17 protein-coding genes are annotated in these 17,133 nt (G+C 62.5%); 4 read left to right on the top strand and 13 right to left on the bottom strand.

Features of this window, described 5'->3' with window-relative positions:
* Nucleotides 1–33 precede the first annotated feature (33 nt).
* Together AB3N21_RS17240 and gluQRS are read left to right on the top strand one after the other, a co-directional pair.
* Nucleotides 34–648 (top strand): class I SAM-dependent methyltransferase, encoded by a 615-nt coding sequence (locus AB3N21_RS17240; RefSeq protein ID WP_171176288.1) that lies wholly within the window; start codon nucleotides 34–36, stop codon nucleotides 646–648.
* Nucleotides 645–1,490 carry a tRNA glutamyl-Q(34) synthetase GluQRS gene (gluQRS, locus tag AB3N21_RS17245; protein WP_367936381.1) on the top strand — a complete coding sequence of 282 codons (846 nt, stop codon included), beginning with the start codon at nucleotides 645–647 and terminating at the stop codon, nucleotides 1,488–1,490. Before AB3N21_RS17240 ends, gluQRS begins: the two co-directional genes overlap by 4 nt.
* Before the next feature lie 57 nt (nucleotides 1,491–1,547).
* Here gluQRS and hisI read toward each other — a convergent pair whose 3' ends face one another.
* The gene (gene hisI, locus AB3N21_RS17250) at nucleotides 1,548–1,919 is read right to left on the bottom strand and encodes a phosphoribosyl-AMP cyclohydrolase (protein ID WP_367936382.1); all 372 of its coding nucleotides are present in this window, start codon (nucleotides 1,917–1,919) and stop codon (nucleotides 1,548–1,550) included.
* 67 nt (nucleotides 1,920–1,986) lie between these two features.
* On the opposite strand from hisI, the gene AB3N21_RS17255 reads away from it, so the two are divergent.
* Entirely contained in the window at nucleotides 1,987–2,439 is a 453-nt protein-coding gene (locus tag AB3N21_RS17255; RefSeq protein ID WP_367936383.1) for an iron-sulfur cluster assembly scaffold protein, read from the top strand.
* Nucleotides 2,440–2,645: 206 nt separating this feature from the next.
* On the opposite strand, the gene AB3N21_RS17260 is transcribed toward AB3N21_RS17255, so the two are convergent.
* The 5 genes from AB3N21_RS17260 to AB3N21_RS17280 all read right to left on the bottom strand — a co-directional run bounded on the left by AB3N21_RS17260 (nucleotide 2,646) and on the right by AB3N21_RS17280 (nucleotide 8,819).
* Nucleotides 2,646–2,768 (bottom strand): hypothetical protein, encoded by a 123-nt coding sequence (locus AB3N21_RS17260; RefSeq protein ID WP_256415868.1) that lies wholly within the window; start codon nucleotides 2,766–2,768, stop codon nucleotides 2,646–2,648.
* A 497-nt stretch (nucleotides 2,769–3,265) separates the two neighbouring features.
* Nucleotides 3,266–5,356, bottom strand: coding sequence for an ATP-dependent DNA helicase RecG (gene recG, locus AB3N21_RS17265; RefSeq protein WP_367936384.1), 2,091 nt, complete (start codon nucleotides 5,354–5,356; stop codon nucleotides 3,266–3,268).
* On the bottom strand, nucleotides 5,353–7,605 hold the full coding sequence (gene ligA, locus AB3N21_RS17270; RefSeq protein ID WP_367936385.1) for an NAD-dependent DNA ligase LigA: 2,253 nt from the start codon (nucleotides 7,603–7,605) through the stop codon (nucleotides 5,353–5,355). Before ligA ends, recG begins: the two co-directional genes overlap by 4 nt.
* 120 nt (nucleotides 7,606–7,725) lie before the next feature.
* Complete coding sequence (ctrA, locus tag AB3N21_RS17275; protein ID WP_171176270.1) at nucleotides 7,726–8,442, bottom strand: response regulator transcription factor CtrA; 717 nt, start codon at nucleotides 8,440–8,442, stop codon at nucleotides 7,726–7,728.
* Between the two features lie 98 nt (nucleotides 8,443–8,540).
* A complete protein-coding gene (locus AB3N21_RS17280) occupies nucleotides 8,541–8,819 on the bottom strand; it encodes a DUF1153 domain-containing protein (RefSeq protein WP_367936461.1) in 279 nt (92 codons plus the stop codon).
* A 133-nt stretch (nucleotides 8,820–8,952) separates the two neighbouring features.
* On the opposite strand from AB3N21_RS17280, the gene mnmA reads away from it, so the two are divergent.
* A complete protein-coding gene (gene mnmA / locus AB3N21_RS17285; RefSeq protein ID WP_367936386.1) occupies nucleotides 8,953–10,098 on the top strand; it encodes a tRNA 2-thiouridine(34) synthase MnmA in 1,146 nt (381 codons plus the stop codon).
* Nucleotides 10,099–10,167: 69 nt separating this feature from the next.
* On the opposite strand, the gene AB3N21_RS17290 is transcribed toward mnmA, so the two are convergent.
* The 7 genes from AB3N21_RS17290 to bamA all read right to left on the bottom strand — a co-directional run bounded on the left by AB3N21_RS17290 (nucleotide 10,168) and on the right by bamA (nucleotide 16,994).
* Nucleotides 10,168–10,755 carry a hypothetical protein gene (locus AB3N21_RS17290; protein WP_367936387.1) on the bottom strand — a complete coding sequence of 196 codons (588 nt, stop codon included), beginning with the start codon at nucleotides 10,753–10,755 and terminating at the stop codon, nucleotides 10,168–10,170.
* A 1-nt stretch (nucleotide 10,756) separates the two neighbouring features.
* Complete coding sequence (gene lpxB / locus AB3N21_RS17295; protein WP_367936388.1) at nucleotides 10,757–11,914, bottom strand: lipid-A-disaccharide synthase; 1,158 nt, start codon at nucleotides 11,912–11,914, stop codon at nucleotides 10,757–10,759.
* Nucleotides 11,914–12,708, bottom strand: coding sequence for an LpxI family protein (locus AB3N21_RS17300; protein WP_367936389.1), 795 nt, complete (start codon nucleotides 12,706–12,708; stop codon nucleotides 11,914–11,916). The genes lpxB and AB3N21_RS17300 overlap by 1 nt, the downstream gene beginning before the upstream one ends.
* Nucleotides 12,709–12,712: 4 nt before the next feature.
* Nucleotides 12,713–13,498: an acyl-ACP--UDP-N-acetylglucosamine O-acyltransferase gene (lpxA, locus tag AB3N21_RS17305; protein ID WP_367936390.1), complete on the bottom strand. Its 786-nt coding sequence runs from the start codon at nucleotides 13,496–13,498 to the stop codon at nucleotides 12,713–12,715.
* Entirely contained in the window at nucleotides 13,495–13,968 is a 474-nt protein-coding gene (fabZ, locus tag AB3N21_RS17310; protein WP_367936391.1) for a 3-hydroxyacyl-ACP dehydratase FabZ, read from the bottom strand. Before fabZ ends, lpxA begins: the two co-directional genes overlap by 4 nt.
* 71 nt (nucleotides 13,969–14,039) lie before the next feature.
* Complete coding sequence (locus tag AB3N21_RS17315; protein WP_367936392.1) at nucleotides 14,040–14,627, bottom strand: OmpH family outer membrane protein; 588 nt, start codon at nucleotides 14,625–14,627, stop codon at nucleotides 14,040–14,042.
* Nucleotides 14,628–14,633: 6 nt separating this feature from the next.
* A complete protein-coding gene (gene bamA, locus AB3N21_RS17320; RefSeq protein WP_367936393.1) occupies nucleotides 14,634–16,994 on the bottom strand; it encodes an outer membrane protein assembly factor BamA in 2,361 nt (786 codons plus the stop codon).
* Between the last annotated feature and the right edge of the window lie 139 nt (nucleotides 16,995–17,133).

The raw sequence follows: 17,133 nt of genomic DNA on the forward strand, positions 1-17,133 counted from the left end.
ACGAGGCTGCGGCCCCGCGCCTAACATGGGGATATGAGCGAGAAATTCCTGAAAGACACCTACAGCCTCGACAGCCCCGAAGAGACCAAGGCCCATTACGAGAAATGGGCCGCCTCCTATGACGATGAGGTGGGTGAACACGGCTATGCCACCCCGGGCCGGGTGGCCGAGGCGCTCTGGTCGAAACTGCCCGAACCACAGACCCCCATTCTAGACTATGGCTGCGGCACCGGCCTGTCCGGCCTCGCCCTGCGCCGGGCCGGGTTTGAGGTGATTGACGGCGTCGATCCCACGCCTCAGATGCTCGAAGGCGCCCGCGCCAAGGGGGTCTACCGCAACCTCTCCAGCTTCGAGATCACCGATCCCGACCCGCTGGAACAGGGCGCCTACAAGGCAATCACTGCCATCGGCGTCATTGGCGTCGGCGCTGCCCCACCGCAGACCTTCGACCTGCTGATGAAGGCGCTACCCAAGGGCGGATTGCTGGCGTTCTCCTTCAACGATCACGCGCTGGCCGACCCGTCCTATTCGGGCCGCCTGAACGATTGGCTGGACATGGGAGCGGCGCGTCTTCTCTTCAAAGAGTACGGCCCACATCTGCCCGGTATGGACTTGAAATCTGACGTTTATATCGTTGAGAAAATGTGACTTTCACCACTCGCTTTGCGCCATCCCCAACCGGTCCTCTGCATCTCGGCCACGCCTATTCGGCGCTGCTGGCCCATGACATGGCACGTGCGGTGGGCGGGACCTTCCTGCTGCGCATCGAGGATGTCGACCAGTCTCGCGCCCGCCCTCAATGGGAGACGCAGATCTACGACGATCTCCGCTGGCTGGGCCTCGACTGGCCCGAACCGGTGCTGCGCCAATCCGACCGGCTGCCGCGTTATGTACAAACACTGGAACGGCTCCGGACCATGGGCCTCGTCTATCCCTGCCGGTGCAACCGCGCCGATATCGAGGCCGCCGCCGGAGCCCCGCAGGAAGGCGTTCCGCAATTCGGCCCCGACGGCCGCATCTATTCCGGCACCTGCCGCAATCGCCCCCTGTCCGAGGCAGGCGCAACGGACGTCCTCCGCCTCGACATGGCCAAGGCGCTGGCGGCCCTGCCCCCGCGCAGCTTCACCGAAACCGGCCCCACGCGCACAGGCGCCCACCGTCTCGACCCCGACGCCTTGATCCACGCGGTCGGTGACATCATCCTCGTGCGCCGCAACATGGGTAGTTCCTACCACCTGTCCGTCGTGGTCGACGATGCCGACCAGCAGATCACCCAGGTGATCCGCGGCGCCGACCTGTTCGACGCCACCCAGATCCACGTTTTGCTGCAAGCCCTGCTGGACCTACCCACCCCCACCTATCACCACCACCGCCTGATCCGCGACGAAGCGGGCAAACGTCTGGCCAAACGCGACGACGCCCGCGCTATCGCAAAATATCGTCAAGACGGCGCCACGCCCCAGGACATCCGCACCATGGTCGGGCTCTGACTCCACTTCATCTTTTCAAAAATACTCTCGCCGAAGGCATGGCCCGGCACGGGCCATTCACCCCTCGGGTGTCATCAGCTCGACCTCGCCCCCATCGCGCACCGCCGTATAAAAACAGCTCCGCCGGTTGGTGTGACAGGCCGGCCCGATCTGCCGCACCAGAACCAGCAGGCAATCCCGGTCGCAGTCGAAGCGGAAATCCACCAGCTCCTGCACATGGCCCGAGCTTTCGCCCTTGACCCAGAACGCCTGCCGCGAGCGCGACCAATAGGTCACCCGCCCCGTCTCCAGCGTCCGCGCCACAGCTTCGGCATTCATCCAGGCCATCATCAGCACCTCGCCCGAACCCTCGTCCTGGGCAATCGCCGGGATCAGCCCGGCCGCGTTATAGGTCAGCGATGACGGGTTGAAAGTCGTGTTTGAAGACATGGGTAAAAACCTTTTGCATCCCCGGGTTCGCCCACTATGTATGGGGAACAGTCAACGAGGGAAAGCCATGTCCGGCGAGACCGATCTGATCAAACTCTATTCCGCCCGCATCCTGGCGCTGGCGGCGGATATCCCGCATCTCGACCGGCTCGAAGTCCCTCATGCCACGGTCAAGAAACGCTCGCCGCTTTGCGGCTCGACCGTCACGGTGGACGTGAAGGTGGCGGATGGCCGGATCACCGATTTCGGTCAGGACGTGAAAGCCTGCGCTCTGGGTCAGGCGTCGGCCTCAGTCGTGGGCGATGCCATCATCGGCGCGAACCGGGCCCAAGTGGAAACCGCGCGCGATCAGCTCAAGGCGATGCTGAAACAGGACGGCCCCGCGCCCGAGGCCCCGTTCGACGAGCTTGAGGTGCTGATCCCCGCCCGTGACTACAAGAACCGCCACGCCTCGATCATGCTGGCGCTTGAGGCCACTGCCGAGGCGATGGAGCAGGCCGAACAGGCCGACTGCGCCTGATCCTCACACCGTCTTCCAATTAAAAAGCCGCCGCACCTCCCGGGCGGAGAGGGCGGCGGCAGGCATTGCGGGTCTCGTGTGGGCTCCGGATCACCACGCAGGGCCGAGGCACGGCTCTTCAAGGGCATGGGACAGGCAGGTCACCCTTACATCAGATGGGGACGGTAGATGCGGGTTCACCGGCACGAGATCGCAGGCAGATTCGGTCAGAACCCTCCGGGCAAGTGCAGTGCGACCATCAGCATCACCGCCAGCGACGCCGCCCCCGCAGCATCCTGCAGCAGCGTGGTCTGAGAACGGCTCAGCGCGGTCTTGATCTGAGTCAGCATGTCACTCCTCCGGGTCAGGTCTTTAAGCCTTTGTTGACCTTTTGTTCTCATTTTTGAGTGAGTCTGTAAAGAACTTTTTAAGAACATTTGTGAACTTACGGAGACTTCAATTGCCAACCCCTTGAAATCCAACGCAACTTTTCGAGGCACGTTTGGCAAGACGTACCGAGATCCGGAAGGAGCTGATTTTCGACCCCGACCACTTCTCAAGCACAGAGCGGAGTCCGAACGCGGGTGGGCACTCCCGCCCTCAATGGTCTGCGGTTGATTGTGCCGTCATAGCAGACATCAATGCAGGTCACAGATGTCCACATACGCCCGCCAATGGGGCCGGTGTCGCCAACGGCGCCCGCACCAATGGCGCGACAACGGCACCCGCTGCCCGGCGACACTACGTGCCTTTATTCCGGGCTGGTACTCGACGGTCATCTCAGTTCTCAATGAGCTTTTTTTGATCAGCGGCTGGAAGAATTTGGCTGCCCGCCTAGGCCACAGGCTCACCCCACAGAAATCAGCCGAATCGCCTGATCCTGTTTCATCAACCACAGAAGAACACGCGCCGCCTGGCCTCTCTCCGAGGTCAGTTCCGGGTCCGCCGCCAGAAGCGCGCGGGCATCCGATTGCGCCACCGCCATCAACCCGGCCTGCCGCTCCAGATCGGCGATTCGGAATTTCGGCAGGCCCGACTGCGCCGTGCCGATCAGATCGCCTGCGCCGCGCATTTCAAGATCGGTTTCGGAGATGCGAAACCCATCTTCGGTCTCGCGCAGCACCTCCAGCCTGCGGCGCGCGCCCTCGCTGAGCGGTGGCTGATACATCAGCAGACAGGTGGATTCGGCCTCGCCCCGCCCTACCCGGCCGCGTAGCTGATGCAATTGCGCCAGCCCAAAGATCTCGGCCCGTTCGATCACCATGATCGTAGCGTTGGGCACATTCAACCCAACCTCGATCACTGTGGTCGCGACTAGCACCTTGGTCTCGCCTGCCTGAAACGCTGCCATCGCCGCGTCCTTTTCGGGCGGCGGCATCTGGCCATGAACCAGCCCAACGACCCCCTCGCCCAATACCGCGCGCAGGCGTTTGAACCGCTCTTCGGCCGCGGTCAGATTGCTGACTTCGGATTCGTCCACCAGCGGGCAGACCCAATAACACTGCCGCCCTTCGTCAATCGCCGCGCGCAGATGTGCAACCACGTCGTCCATCCGCTGCGTGCCAATCACCGCCGTCTTGATCGGCTTGCGCCCGGGCGGCTTCTCATCCAGCACCGACACGTCCATATCGCCATATTGCGCCAGCGCCAGACTGCGGGGGATCGGCGTGGCGGTCATCACCAGCACGTCCGCGCCCATGCCTTTTTCCGCCAGTTCCATCCGCTGGCGCACACCGAACCGATGCTGTTCATCGACAATGGCCAGACGCAGATCGCGGAACTCCACATCACTTTGAAACACAGCATGGGTGCCGACCAGCACCTGAATATCGCCGCGCTTCAGTGCCTCTAGCTTGGCGCGGCGCTCGGCGCCCTTGTCGCGGCCTGTCAGAATCTCCAGCACAACGCCCGCGTCCTCGGCCAGTGGACGCAGCCCCTCCAGATGCTGGCGTGCGAGGATTTCCGTCGGTGCCATCATCACGCCCTGCCCGCCCGCCTCGACCGCGACCAGCAGCGCCATGAATGCCACCAGTGTCTTGCCCGCGCCCACATCGCCCTGCAACAGCCGGTTCATCCGGCTTTCCGAGGCCATGTCCGAGGCTATTTCCTCGATCGCCCGGGTCTGCGCGGCGGTGGGCCGGTACGGAAGACTGGCCAGCACCTTCGACTGCAAGGCCCCGGTGCCGACGCTCACCACCCCGCGCGCCTTGCGCTCGCGCCGCCGGGCCAGCGCCAGTGTCAACTGATGCGCGAACAGTTCGTCATAGGCCAGCCGTGCTCGCGCCGGAGCGATCGGCAGCATGTCATCCAACCCGCGCGGAGCATGGGCTGCGTGAACCGCCGCAGACCAAGCGGGCCAGTTTTCCTTGGTCAGTTGCGCCGGATCGATCCACTCCGCCAACTCCGGCGCCCGAGCCAGCGCACTTTGCGCCGCCTTGTAGGCTGTCTTTAGCGTCACGCCCTGCGTCAGGTGGTAAACCGGCTCGAATTCAGGGATATCGCCCGCCTCCTCTACCGGCAGCATATGGTCGGGATGCACCATGTTGGCCATGCCGTCGAACAGTTCCATCTTGCCCGACACCACCCGGCGCGCGCCCTCGGGCAGCACCCGTTTCAGGTAGTCCCCGCGCGCGTGAAAGAACACAAGCTGAAAGTCGGTCTGTGCATCCTCGACGAAGACCCGATACGCCCCGCCCTTGTTGCGTGGCGGGCGGTGGGCGCCCACCGTCACCTCGACCGTCAGTGTGGCAGGCAGATCGGCGCCCCGTATCGTGTCGCGGCGGCGGCGGTCGACCACCGCGTAGGGCAGTGAGAACAGAACGTCCCGGGGCGATTCGATATCGAGCTGCGCCAATAGCTGCGCAGTCTTTGGCCCCACGCCCTCAAGCGTCTCAAGTCCCGCAAACAGCGGGAAAAGCTGTTCGGGCCGCCCGCTCATGCGTCCCCGATCAGGGCCAGCCAGCTATCTTCGTCCAGCGTCTCGATCCCCAACTCGGCGGCCTTCTTGGCCTTCGAGCCCGCGCCGGGCCCGGCCACCAGCAGATCGGTTTTCTTGCTGACCGAGCCCGAGACCTTGGCCCCCAGCGCCTCGGCCCGCGCTTTGGCCTCGGCCCGGGTCATCTTTTCCAGCGTGCCGGTAAAGACCACCGTCTTGCCCGCAACCGGGCTTTCCGCTGCCGGAGCCTCGGGCGGTACGATGATCAGATGCGCGCGTAGGGCGTCGAACGCGGCGCGTTCCTCGGCATTGGCAAAGGCGTCCGACAGGGACAGGCCCAGCGTCGCGCCGATGCCGTCGATGCCGGTCAGGTCGGCCCATGCGCTGCTAGCCATTTCCGGCACATCGCAGGCGGCCGTGGCGGCATCGCGCGCCTCCTTGATTTTCGCGCGCCGCCCTTCGCCTGCCGCCGCCATCCGCTCGGCCTCTTCCGCCTCGTCGGCGGCGCGATGTGCCAGCGCTGCCGGGCGAGCCGCGTCGACGGCATTGGCCATGGCGTCCCAGTCGCGGTAGTGCAGCGCAAGGTCCCGCGCGCCCACCTCGCCCACGTGGCGAATGCCGAGGGCAAAGATCAGCCGTGCCAGTGGGATCGTCCGCTTTTCCTCGATGGCGGCAAACAGATTGCTGGTCGAAGTGTCGCCCCACCCGTCTCGGTTCTTCAGCTTGGCCAGGTTCTGCGCATCGCGTTCCCGCAAGGTGAAGATGTCTGCCGGAGTGTTGATCGGCAGAACCTCATCGGCATGAAACATCTCGATCTGCTTTGCCCCCAGCCCTTCGATGTCGAACGCCTTGCGTGAGACGAAATGCTTCAGCTTTTCAACCGCCTGCGCCGGGCAGATCAGACCACCGGTACACCGGCGCACGGCGTCGCCCTCTTCCCGGATCGCGGCACTATCGCACTCGGGGCATCGCGCGGGAAAAGCGTAAGGTGCAGCATCTTCGGGCCGCTTCGACAGGTCCACATCGGCCACTTTCGGGATCACATCACCAGCGCGATAAACCTGCACCCAATCGCCCACGCGGATATCCTTGCCGCCCCGGATCTCGCCGCCCTTGGCATCCCGACCGGCGATATAATCCTCGTTGTGCAGCGTGGCATTCGAGACCACGACCCCGCCAACCGTCACCGGCGCCAGCCGCGCCACGGGGCTAAGGGCACCGGTGCGGCCCACTTGAATGTCGATCGCCTCCAGCCGGGTCCAAGCCAACTCCGCGGGGAATTTGTGGGCAACTGCCCAACGCGGCGTGGTCGAGCGGAACCCGAGGCGGCCCTGCAATGTCAGGTCATCGACCTTGTAGACCACGCCGTCGATATCATAGCCCAGCGTGGCGCGTTGCGCCTCGATATCGCGATAGTGGGCGATCATCTCTTGTGGCGAGGCGCAACGAAGGGTGAGCGGGTTGGTCTGGAAACCGAACGCCTGCAGCCGTTCGATGGCCGCCATCTGCGTCTCGGCCAGTGGCGCTGAAACCTGGCCCCAGGAATACGCAAAAAAGCGCAGCGGGCGGGCGCGGGTTATTTCCGAATCGAGCTGCCGCAAGGACCCCGCCGCCGCGTTACGCGGATTGGCGAACAACTTGCCACCGGTCTCGGCCTGCCTTGCGTTCAGCGCTTCAAAATCCGCGTGGGACATATAGACCTCGCCGCGCACCTCCAGCACCTCTGGCGCACCTTCGATCTTCTGCGGGATGTCGGCGATGGTACGGGCATTGGCGGTGACATTCTCACCCACCTCGCCATCGCCCCGCGTAGCCGCTTGCGCCAGCGCACCGTTTTCATAGCGCAGCGACAGGGACAACCCATCAATCTTGGGCTCGGCCGTATAGGCCAGAGGGGCCGCATCCGGAAGACCCAGGTATTTGCGAATCGAGCGGTCGAAATCCGCCACATCCTCATCGTCAAAGGCATTCCCAAGAGACAGCATGCGAACGGTGTGGGTGACCTTGGCAAACCCCTCAGCCGGACGCGCGCCGACCTGTTCTGACGGGCTGTCGGCGCGCTTCAGATCGGGAAATTGTGCCTCGATCTCGGCATTGCGACGCTTGAGCGCGTCGTAGTCTGCATCGGAAATCTCGGGCGCATCAGCCGCGTGATAGGCCTCATTGGCGCGCAGCAAGGCCGCGGCCAGACGCTCCAATTCCGCGCGCGCCTGCGCCTCGGTCAATGCATCGACGGCAATCAGATCGTTCATGGCCCCGCCCTAAAGCTCAAAGTTCGGCATCAGTGATAGGGCGAGGCCATGTGCAGGTCCAGATGTCGTTTTCGCGAGTGGTGGCTCCGCCCTGGACCCATGGCGGCTGAAAATTCTGGGTCAGGCCCCGACGGCCATGCGAGATTCCGCCATAGAGCCGGGCTGTGGATCACGCAGCACATAGCCGCGGCCCCAAACCGTCTCGATATAGTTTTCTCCGCCCGTGGCGTTGCTGAGCTTTTTGCGAAGCTTGCAGATAAACACGTCAATGATCTTGAGTTCCGGCTCGTCCATGCCGCCGTAAAGATGGTTGAGGAACATCTCTTTCGTCAGGGTCGTCCCTTTGCGTAGGCTCAGCAGTTCAAGCATCTGGTACTCCTTGCCGGTCAGATGCACGGGCTGGCCTTCGACATCGACGGTCTTGGCGTCCAGATTGACCGCAACGCGGCCGGTATGGATCACGGATTGCGAATGCCCCTTCGAGCGGCGGATGATCGCGTGAATGCGCGCCACCAGCTCCTCCCGATGGAACGGCTTGGTCAGATAATCGTCGGCGCCAAAGCCAAACCCCTTGATCTTGTTCTCGGTATCGTCCGCCCCCGACAGGATCAGGATCGGCGTCTCGACCCGCGACATCCGCAGCTGGCGCAGAACTTCATGCCCGTTCATGTCCGGCAGGTTCAGATCCAGCAGGATCAGGTCGTAGTCATACAGCTTTGCCAGGTCGATCCCTTCCTCGCCCAAATCGGTCGCGTAGACGTTCAGGTTGGCATGGGTCAGCATCAGTTCGATGCTCTTGGACGTGGTTGGATCATCCTCGACAAGTAGTATGCGCATATTAATTCTCCGCCTCAGGAATAGTTTCGATTTCGAATTGAGCCTGAACAATAATAGTTAATCCGACGTTACCGATAATTGGTTTATGGAGTATCAACCTAAAGTTGTCGATATTTTTTTATTGCAGTCACCTTTAACGCGTCTTCACCGTGTTCGGCGACGGCGGATACCCAACTATTGAACTCTTCTTCGCTTAAGCCATATCTCTCTTTCGCCTCGGACAATGAAAGCAGGCCGTAGAGAACACCACGCACCACGGTGACCTTTCGAGATGCAACCCAGCGTTGTGTATTCTCAGGCGGCAAATCAGCACGTGTCAGGATCGATCCATCCGGCAGGGTTACCGATCGGGGGCCTTCAACCTTGCGCAAAAACATCATTTGTCCCTTCTCTCGTGGCAAAGCGACTCTGTCCCAGCCTACTTAATGGCAGATGAAACCGCCCCTTGAGAGTGTCTAGGATTTTCCTATATTCTGCCGGTCTTCCTTAACCCTGATCGGAACCGCTGCCATGGCCCTTGATGCCGACACCCCGCTGAACTCGCTTGGCTTTGCCAAGCGGCCCGCCGAAACGCGGGTTGTCGTTGCCATGTCGGGCGGCGTCGACAGCTCGGTCGTGGCCGCCTATCTGGCCGATCAGGGATATGACGTGGTTGGCGTGACGCTGCAGCTTTACGACCATGGTGCGGCGCTGGCCAAAAAGGGCGCCTGCTGCGCCGGGATCGACATTCACGACGCCCGCCGCGTGGCCGAGGAACGCGGCTTTCCCCACTACGTTCTGGACTATGAGAACATCTTCAAGGATGCGGTGATCGACGAGTTCGCCGACAGCTATCTGGCGGGCGCCACGCCGGTGCCCTGTATCCGCTGCAACGAACGGGTGAAATTCAAGGACCTGCTGGAAACCGCCAAGGATCTTGAGGCCGACTGCATGGCGACCGGCCATTACATCCAGCGCAAAATGGGGCCAAACGGGGCGGAACTGCACTGTGCCGAGGACGCCAACCGCGACCAGTCCTATTTCCTGTTCTCGACCACGCCAGAGCAGCTCGACTACCTGCGCTTTCCGCTGGGCCATCTGCCGTCGAAGGACGCCACCCGCGAGATGGCGGCGCAGTATGGGCTCGCGGTGGCCGATAAGCCCGACAGTCAGGACATCTGTTTCGTGCCCAACGGCAACTATGCCAGCGTGATCGAAAAGCTGCGCCCCGGCGCTGCCGAACCCGGCGAGATCGTGCATGCCGATGGCCGGGTGCTGGGCACGCATCATGGCGTCATCCACTATACGATCGGCCAGCGCCGCGGTCTGGGTATCGGCGGTCTCAGCGAGCCGCTCTACGTGGTGAAACTCGACGTGGACGCCAAACAGGTCGTGGTCGGACCCAAGGAGTTGCTGGCCACCCGCACCGTGCCGGTGCGTGAGGTCAACTGGCTGGGGGACGAACCCTTCACCAGCCGCGACGAATGGCACCTGTCGGTCAAGGTTCGCTCGACACGCCCCCCGCGTGATGCAATCCTAAGGCCCCTGTCCAAGACCGCCGCCGAGGTGGACCTGCTGACGCCCGAGGAAGGCATCTCACCCGGACAGGCTTGCGTGTTCTACGAAACCGGCGGCAGCCGCATCTATGGCGGTGGCTGGATCTGGCGCGGATACTGAGGCGCGGACCCAGCCACCCGTCGCCCCCTCTCCCCTCGGGGGAGAGGGCCGGGGTGAGGGGGAAAGCGCTCACGGCACCATGTCGGTACCGGAATCGCTCAGAATGTAAAACCCGACCAGCAACATCACAAACGGACCCAGCTTTTCCAGGCGCCGGGTCCATCCCTCTACCGGTCCCGCCGCCCGCGATCCAACAACCAAAGCCAATACCCCCAAACCTAGCACGGCCAGCGCCGCGCCGATCACCCCGGCGATCCGGTAACTCGGCAGTGAATCCGCCAGCAGCGGCGCCATGACCACGAAACTGTCCATTGACAGGCTCAGGAACAGAAGCGTCGTCACCAACAGCGAAGCGCCCGAGGACAGTGAGGCCCCCTTCCCGGCCCCACCGCCGGAAAACTGTCGCCAGAGCCCGACAAGCCCCAATCCTAGCGGAATCACCCCCAGATAGCCGGTCCAGCCGGGCACGGTGCCGCTCATCCCCAAGGCCACAGCCATAGCACCCGCCAGCACGATGCCCTGTGCGACCACGTAACCTGCCACCGCCTTGGCCGCGCCCAGCACCAGAATCAGCGCGATAAGGGCGGCCAGATTGTCGAGATTGGTCAACACCTGCGCCAGCGCCGCAGAAAGCGCAAAGATCGCGTGGTCGGGCATCCTACCCCGGCATCCGGTCCAGAACCGCCCGCGCGGCGCGCAGGCCCGGTGCCTCCCCACCCCGGCCCAGACGCTCCATGGTCAGCCGCATCGCCTCGGCCTGCGCCTGCGGGTCGGCCTGTACCTCGGCCAGCCGGGCGGCGATCCGGTCCGGCTGGCAGACAGGCCCGAGACATTCCGGCACCGCGCGGGTGTCACTGACCAGATTGACCAGCGTCACGGTGTCGAGCTTCACCATCCGTTCGGCGATCTTCTGGGTCAGCCAGCTGACCTTGTAGGCAATCACCATCGGCGTCGCCTGTGCCGCCAGTTCCAGCGACACGGTGCCCGAGGCCGCCAGTGCCAGATCGGCGGCGGCAAAGGCGGCGCGCTTGTGGCTTGCGGCCTCATCCGCACTCATACCGCGCGGATCGACCACCACCGGATCACCCGGCCAGTCGCGCACATGCTCCAGCACCTGCTCCGCCACATGCGCCACGGAGGGCACCACCACCCGCATATCCGAATGCGCGGCTAGATGCAGGCGAAGCGCCTCCCCAAAGACCGGCGCCAAACGATCTACCTCCCCCCGGCGCGAACCCGGCAGCGCCAGCAACACGGGCGCTTCGCCCAGCCCATGCGCCTGCCGGACGCCAGCGATCTCGGCCTCCGTCGCGACCGGTTCGCTCACCACCGGATGGCCGACGAAATCGCACTCCATCCCGGCGCGTTCCATGTAAGGCGGCTCGAACGGCAGCAGCGCCAGCACGTGGTCGATGACCTTGGCCATCTTGTCCGCCCGCCCCGGACGCCAGGCCCAGACGCTGGGGGCCACGTAATGCACGGTGCGAATGTTGCTTTCGGCCTTGACCAGCTTGGCCACGCGCAGGCTGAAGTCCGGGCTGTCGATGGTAATCATCACATCCGGCTTCGTCTCCAGCACCGCCTGAGCGGTCTCGGCAATACGGCGCTTGAGGTGGAAATACTTTGGCAAGACCTCGACCAGTCCCATGACGCTGAGTTCGGCCATCGGAAAGCGGCTTACCAGCCCCTGCGCCTGCATCAGCGGGCCGCCGATGCCGTCGAACTCCACATCGGGAACGAGGGTTTTCAGCCCCTCCATCAGTGCCCCGCCCAGCCGATCGCCCGACGGCTCACCGGCCAGCAAGAACACCCGCATCAGACCGCCCGCTCACGCACCAGAAGGAACAGGCCGAGACGGTCGCATTCCTCAATGACCCGGTCCCGCTCCAATACGATAACGCCGCCTTTTTCGATGACGATACCCGACAGCCCCGCTGCAACGGCACTGGTCACTGTGTCCGGGCCAATGGCCGGCAGATCGGCGCGACGATCCTGATCCGGTTTCGGCGCTTTGAACAGCACCCCGCCACCGGCATCGGGTCGCCGGGTCAGCGATTGCAGCATCCAGGCAGTGCCATAGATCCCTTCGATGGCCAGCGCCTGCCCGCGCGAGATCACGCAGGCCTGGCCGACATCGGCAGCACTCATCGCACGCACGATGCCTGCTCCACGGTCGGCATCGGCCAGATCCGCGTCAGAGGGCTGCGCCTCGGTCAGACAGCCCAGCGGCGGCAGAATATCCGGCGCCAGCTCATGCGCGGCGTGGACTGTCAGCCCGGCCTCTTCGAAGATACCGATCACCGCGCGCAGGGCGCCGTCATCGCCCGACAGGATCGCTTGTTGCAGAATCGGCACCAATGGCATCGTGGCCGCATCTATCCGTCCCGGGTCGATGGCCGGACGCCCCACGGCACCGGCCATGCAGATCCCGGAGATCCCGCGCTTCTTCAGATCGGCAATGAACCCACCCAGTTGTTCCAGCGGAAAGGTACGGTCCACGCTCAGGTTGTCCGGCTCGAACCCCTCCATCGCACAGACCAGCGGGCGTTCGGGCAGCCGCGCCACTAGTTCGTCGGGCAATGCCCCGGTTCCGGCGATCAGGGCAAGCATGACGTCATTTCCCCGGTGTCAGGAACGACCGGTCGGTTTCGCCGGTGACGAAATCGACGATCTGGCGCACATATTCGCTCTCGGCATCCTCACCCAGCCGCTTCGCACGCTCCATGAACGTACCTTCGCCCGAGGACAGCTCGCGAAACGCCGCCCGCAGCGCCGAGATATCGGCCCGCGACGCACCGCGACGCTTGAGACCCACCAGGTTCAGCCCGTCCAACTCGCCGCGCGGCGCCTGTACGAGGCCGTACGGAATCACATCCTTGGCCACCATGGTCAGCGCGCCGATGATGGCACCCCGACCGACGCGCACCCACTGGTGCAGGCCCGAGATGCCACCCACGATCACGTCGTCCTCGATGATGCAGTGCCCAGCGGCACCGGCATGGTTGACCATGATCACCCGGTCACCGATCTGTACGTCGTGGGCCACATGACACCCCGCCATCAGCAGGCAGTCGTCGCCGATCCGGGTGACGCCGCCACCGCCCTCGGTGCCCGTGTTGACGGTCACATGCTCGCGGATACGGTTGCGCTTGCCGATTTCCAGCCGCGTGTCCTCGCCGCCGAATTTCAGGTCCTGCGGAATTTCACCGATCACCGAGAAATTGAAAATTACGGTGTCGTCGCCAACCGATGTGTCACCCGTCACGACCACATGCGACTTCAGCTCAACCCGGTCGCCCAGACGAACACGCGCCCCAACATAACAGAACGGACCGATGACACAGCCCTCACCGATCTGCGCCCCTTCTTCGATGATTGCGCTGGGGTGAACTTGGCTCATGTCGTCTTTTCCATGTCCCAATCCACATAGGCCGAGAACTCCGCCTCGGCGGCCACTTCGCCTTCTACCGTAGCACGGCCGCTGAACTTGAAGATCTTGCCGCCCTTCTTGCCCCGAACTGTCTCAACATGCATCTGCAGCACATCGCCGGGGATTACCTTGCGGCGGAATTTGCACTTGTCGATGTTCATGAAATAGATCAGTAACTCGCTGTCGATGACATCCATGCCGACGCCCAGCATGACGCCGGCGGTCTGCGCCATCGCCTCGACGATGGTGACGCCCGGCATGATCGGGGTTCCGGGGAAATGGCCTTGGAAATGCGGCTCATTCATGGTCACGTTCTTGATGCCGACCGCCGATTGATAGCCGTTGATGTCGACCACCTTGTCGACCAGCAGAAACGGATAGCGGTGCGGCAGGATCCGCTGGATCAGCTGAATGTCGGCACTCTTGGTTTCCGAGGTCATCGTGCAGTTTTCCCGTTCTGGATGATGTTTCGTGGTGGATTAACAATCCCGCCCCGTCAGGGCAAGCATGGCTATTCCGTATCGCGGTTTTCCAGGCCCTTCCCATCGCCGATGGCAGCATCGATACGGGAAATGGCAAGATCCGTGATATCGGTCGCGTTGGCGCTGAAAAACACGTTTGAGCGTTCCAGAATGACGCCAGCGCCGGTTTCCTGCATCAGCCGGGCCAGCACCGGCTGAACCATTTCGAGAAACGCGCCGCGCGCCTCGTCCGTGCGGGCGGCCAGCGCATCCAGCTTTGCCTTCTGGCTCTCGCGGTGGGACTGCACCTTGGCGTCGAAGGCATCGGCCAGCGCGCGAAACGCAGCGGGTTCCATCTCGGCGCGGCGCGCAGTCAACTCGCGTTCTTCTTTGCTCAGTTGGGTGATGATACGTTCGTTTTCGGCGGCCAACACCGCGCCATCGGCCTCAATCTCGTCTATTACACGGCGGCCAAAGGCGGATTCGGAAAACAGCCTATCGCTAGAGATAGTCAGGATCGCCCGCTGCGGTACGCCCAGTTGCTGCGACAGCGCTTGCAGCGGCGCAAGCAGCGCCAGAATCACACACAGGGCCCGAAAGGGGCCCTGTGCGAACAGAAGGCATAATGCAGAGTTCATCCGGTATCAGAACCTGGCCTGAATCGTCAGGTCAAAGTTCTGCTCCTGGTCGAACTCCTCTTTCTTGAGCGCCTTGGAGAAGTTGAAACGCAGGGGACCAAAACCGGTGGTCCAGAGCAGCGAAAATCCGATGACATGGCGCAGTGAGCCATCTTCGCCAAGGATAGTCCCTCCCGCGGTGTTTACGTTCGACAGATCGTAGAGATTACCCACATCGTAGAACAGGCCACCGCGCAACCCTAATTCTTCGGGCAGGCCCAAAGGGAACTCTGCCTCTAACCGCGCAACATAGTAGTAGTTGCCTCCTATCGCGTCGTCCCGACCGCCCGAGCGGTCACGCGGACCGATGCCCGCCGGTTCGAACCCTCGGAACGTGTTCGGCCCCAACACAAAGCGGTCGATGGTGCGGCTGAAATCATTGCCGGTCCAGGACAGAGCACCCAGTTCCAATGACGCGCGCAGCGTCACTTCTTCGTTCCAGACACGGGTCTGCGCAATTGAACGCGCAGTCGTCTTGATGAACTCGTTGTCGCCACCAAGCCCGGCCGCATCCACTCCGATCTCAAACAGCACACCCGCATTAGGGTTTAGGCCGCTGCGGCGGCTGTCGAACGTGTAGGACAGGCCCAGTGAACTGGTCGAGCGCTTACCCTGTGCGATCTCGGAAGAAATGACGGCACCACTGGTGCTGTTGTCCCGCGCCTCCATCTCGCTGTCTTCCCAATTGTAACGCAGTTGGATCGAAGACTGCTCGCCAATGGCGTAGGTCAACGACGGGCTGAAGAACGCGCGCTTAACATCATAGGTAGCAAAGCTCGAATTCTGGTTCGACAGGCCCAGATCCAGGTCAAAGCGCAGGTCGCGCCCCAGCAGGTGCGGCTCCCCGAAAGACAGCACATATTGCTCGGAATCCTGCGCAGTCGACAGTGTCAGACCAAGACTCTGACCGCGTCCCAGAAAGTTCCTTTCCTGAAGCCCGATGGCGATACCGAACCCGTCCGAGACCGAGTAGCTGCCGCCAAGGCTGAGCGAGCCGGTGGGCTGCTCCTCGACATCTACATCGACGATGACCTGGCTGGGAGAAGACCCCTCGCGGGTTTGCACATCAGCGGTCGAGAAGAAGCCCAATGCGCGGATGCGTTCCGCGCTTTGGCGGATTTCGCGCGGGTTGAAAGGATCGCCTTCCACCGTCGTGAACTGGCGTCGGATCACCTGGTCCAATGTGGTGGTGTTGCCCTCGATGTCGATCCGCTCGACAAAGATGCGTGGTCCTTTTACCAGGGCGAATTCGACATCCAGCGTCAAATCCCGGTCATTTCGGGTGACCCGCGGCTCGACCCGCAGAAAATCGATGCCCTGCTTGATACCCAGCCGCTCCTGACGGGCGATCGAGTTCTCGACAAGCGAGGGCGAATACACCACGCCCCGCTTGATTTTGAGCGCTTCCTGGAACGGAGCCGGATCGACTCCGGGAATTTCACTGACGGTAGTGATATTTCCAAACGAGAATTGCTGCCCTTCAGTCACGTCCATGACCAGAAAGAACGCATCTCGCTCACGGGTAAATTCCACATTGGCACTGTTGACGCGAAAGTCGATATATCCACGGGACAGGTAAAAGTCGCGCAGCACCTGCTTGTCGAACTCGATCCGGTCGGCAATGAACGTGTCAGAACGCACGAAAGCGCGCAGGAGGCCGGCTTGCTTGGTGTCCAGAATACGGCGCAAGCGACGGTCGGAATAAACTCGGTTGCCGACGAAACTGATCCGTTCGATTTCAATAGTATCGCCCTCGGCGATCTCGAATATCAGATCCACGCGATTGTCGTTGCGCCGAATGATGCGAGGCACCACGGTGGCTGCCACACGCCCCTGCGCAGAGTAGATCTCGGCAATCAGATTGGCGTCTTTTTCAGCCTGCTCAGGTGTGAAGACCCGCCGCGACTCCGAACCGATAGCATCCTGCAGCACGTCGTCCTTGACCCGGCGGTTTCCTTCGAAGCTGATCCGGCTGATCGTCGGATACTCAGTCACCGAGATCACCAGCGTTCCGCCGCGCGGCGTCAGTTCGACTGTCTCAAAAACACCACTGTCAAGCAGGCGCTGGTAAGCGTCGTTTAGTTGTCCGGCAGTCACTTGTTGGCCGCGCACGATTCCCGTCCGCGCAATGATTGTTGAGCTTTCGATCCGCTGGTTGCCCTCGACCTGCACCGAGTTGAAAGTGTAGGTCTGCGCCTGTGCCGCAGCGGGGACAATCAGGAATACCGTTGCAAAGAAAAGGAAAAAAATTGCCGCCGCGCGCCACAAAATATGGCCATGCAAGGTGTTTCCACCGCAGGATGTGCCCGCGCCTCTCCTGTCAGTCATTTTATTTTCTACCCAGATTTTCAACAGACTTACTAGGCTGAGTAGCGGGATTACAGGAGCTTGTCAAAAGCACAAAACGCAGCACGGCCCCTAGGGCCGTGCGCGTTCAAACAGGAGGGATCAGTGGGAATCAGAAGCC

Origin of the sequence: Ruegeria sp. (assembly GCF_040830605.1) — a bacterium.
Lineage (GTDB): Bacteria > Pseudomonadota > Alphaproteobacteria > Rhodobacterales > Rhodobacteraceae > Ruegeria.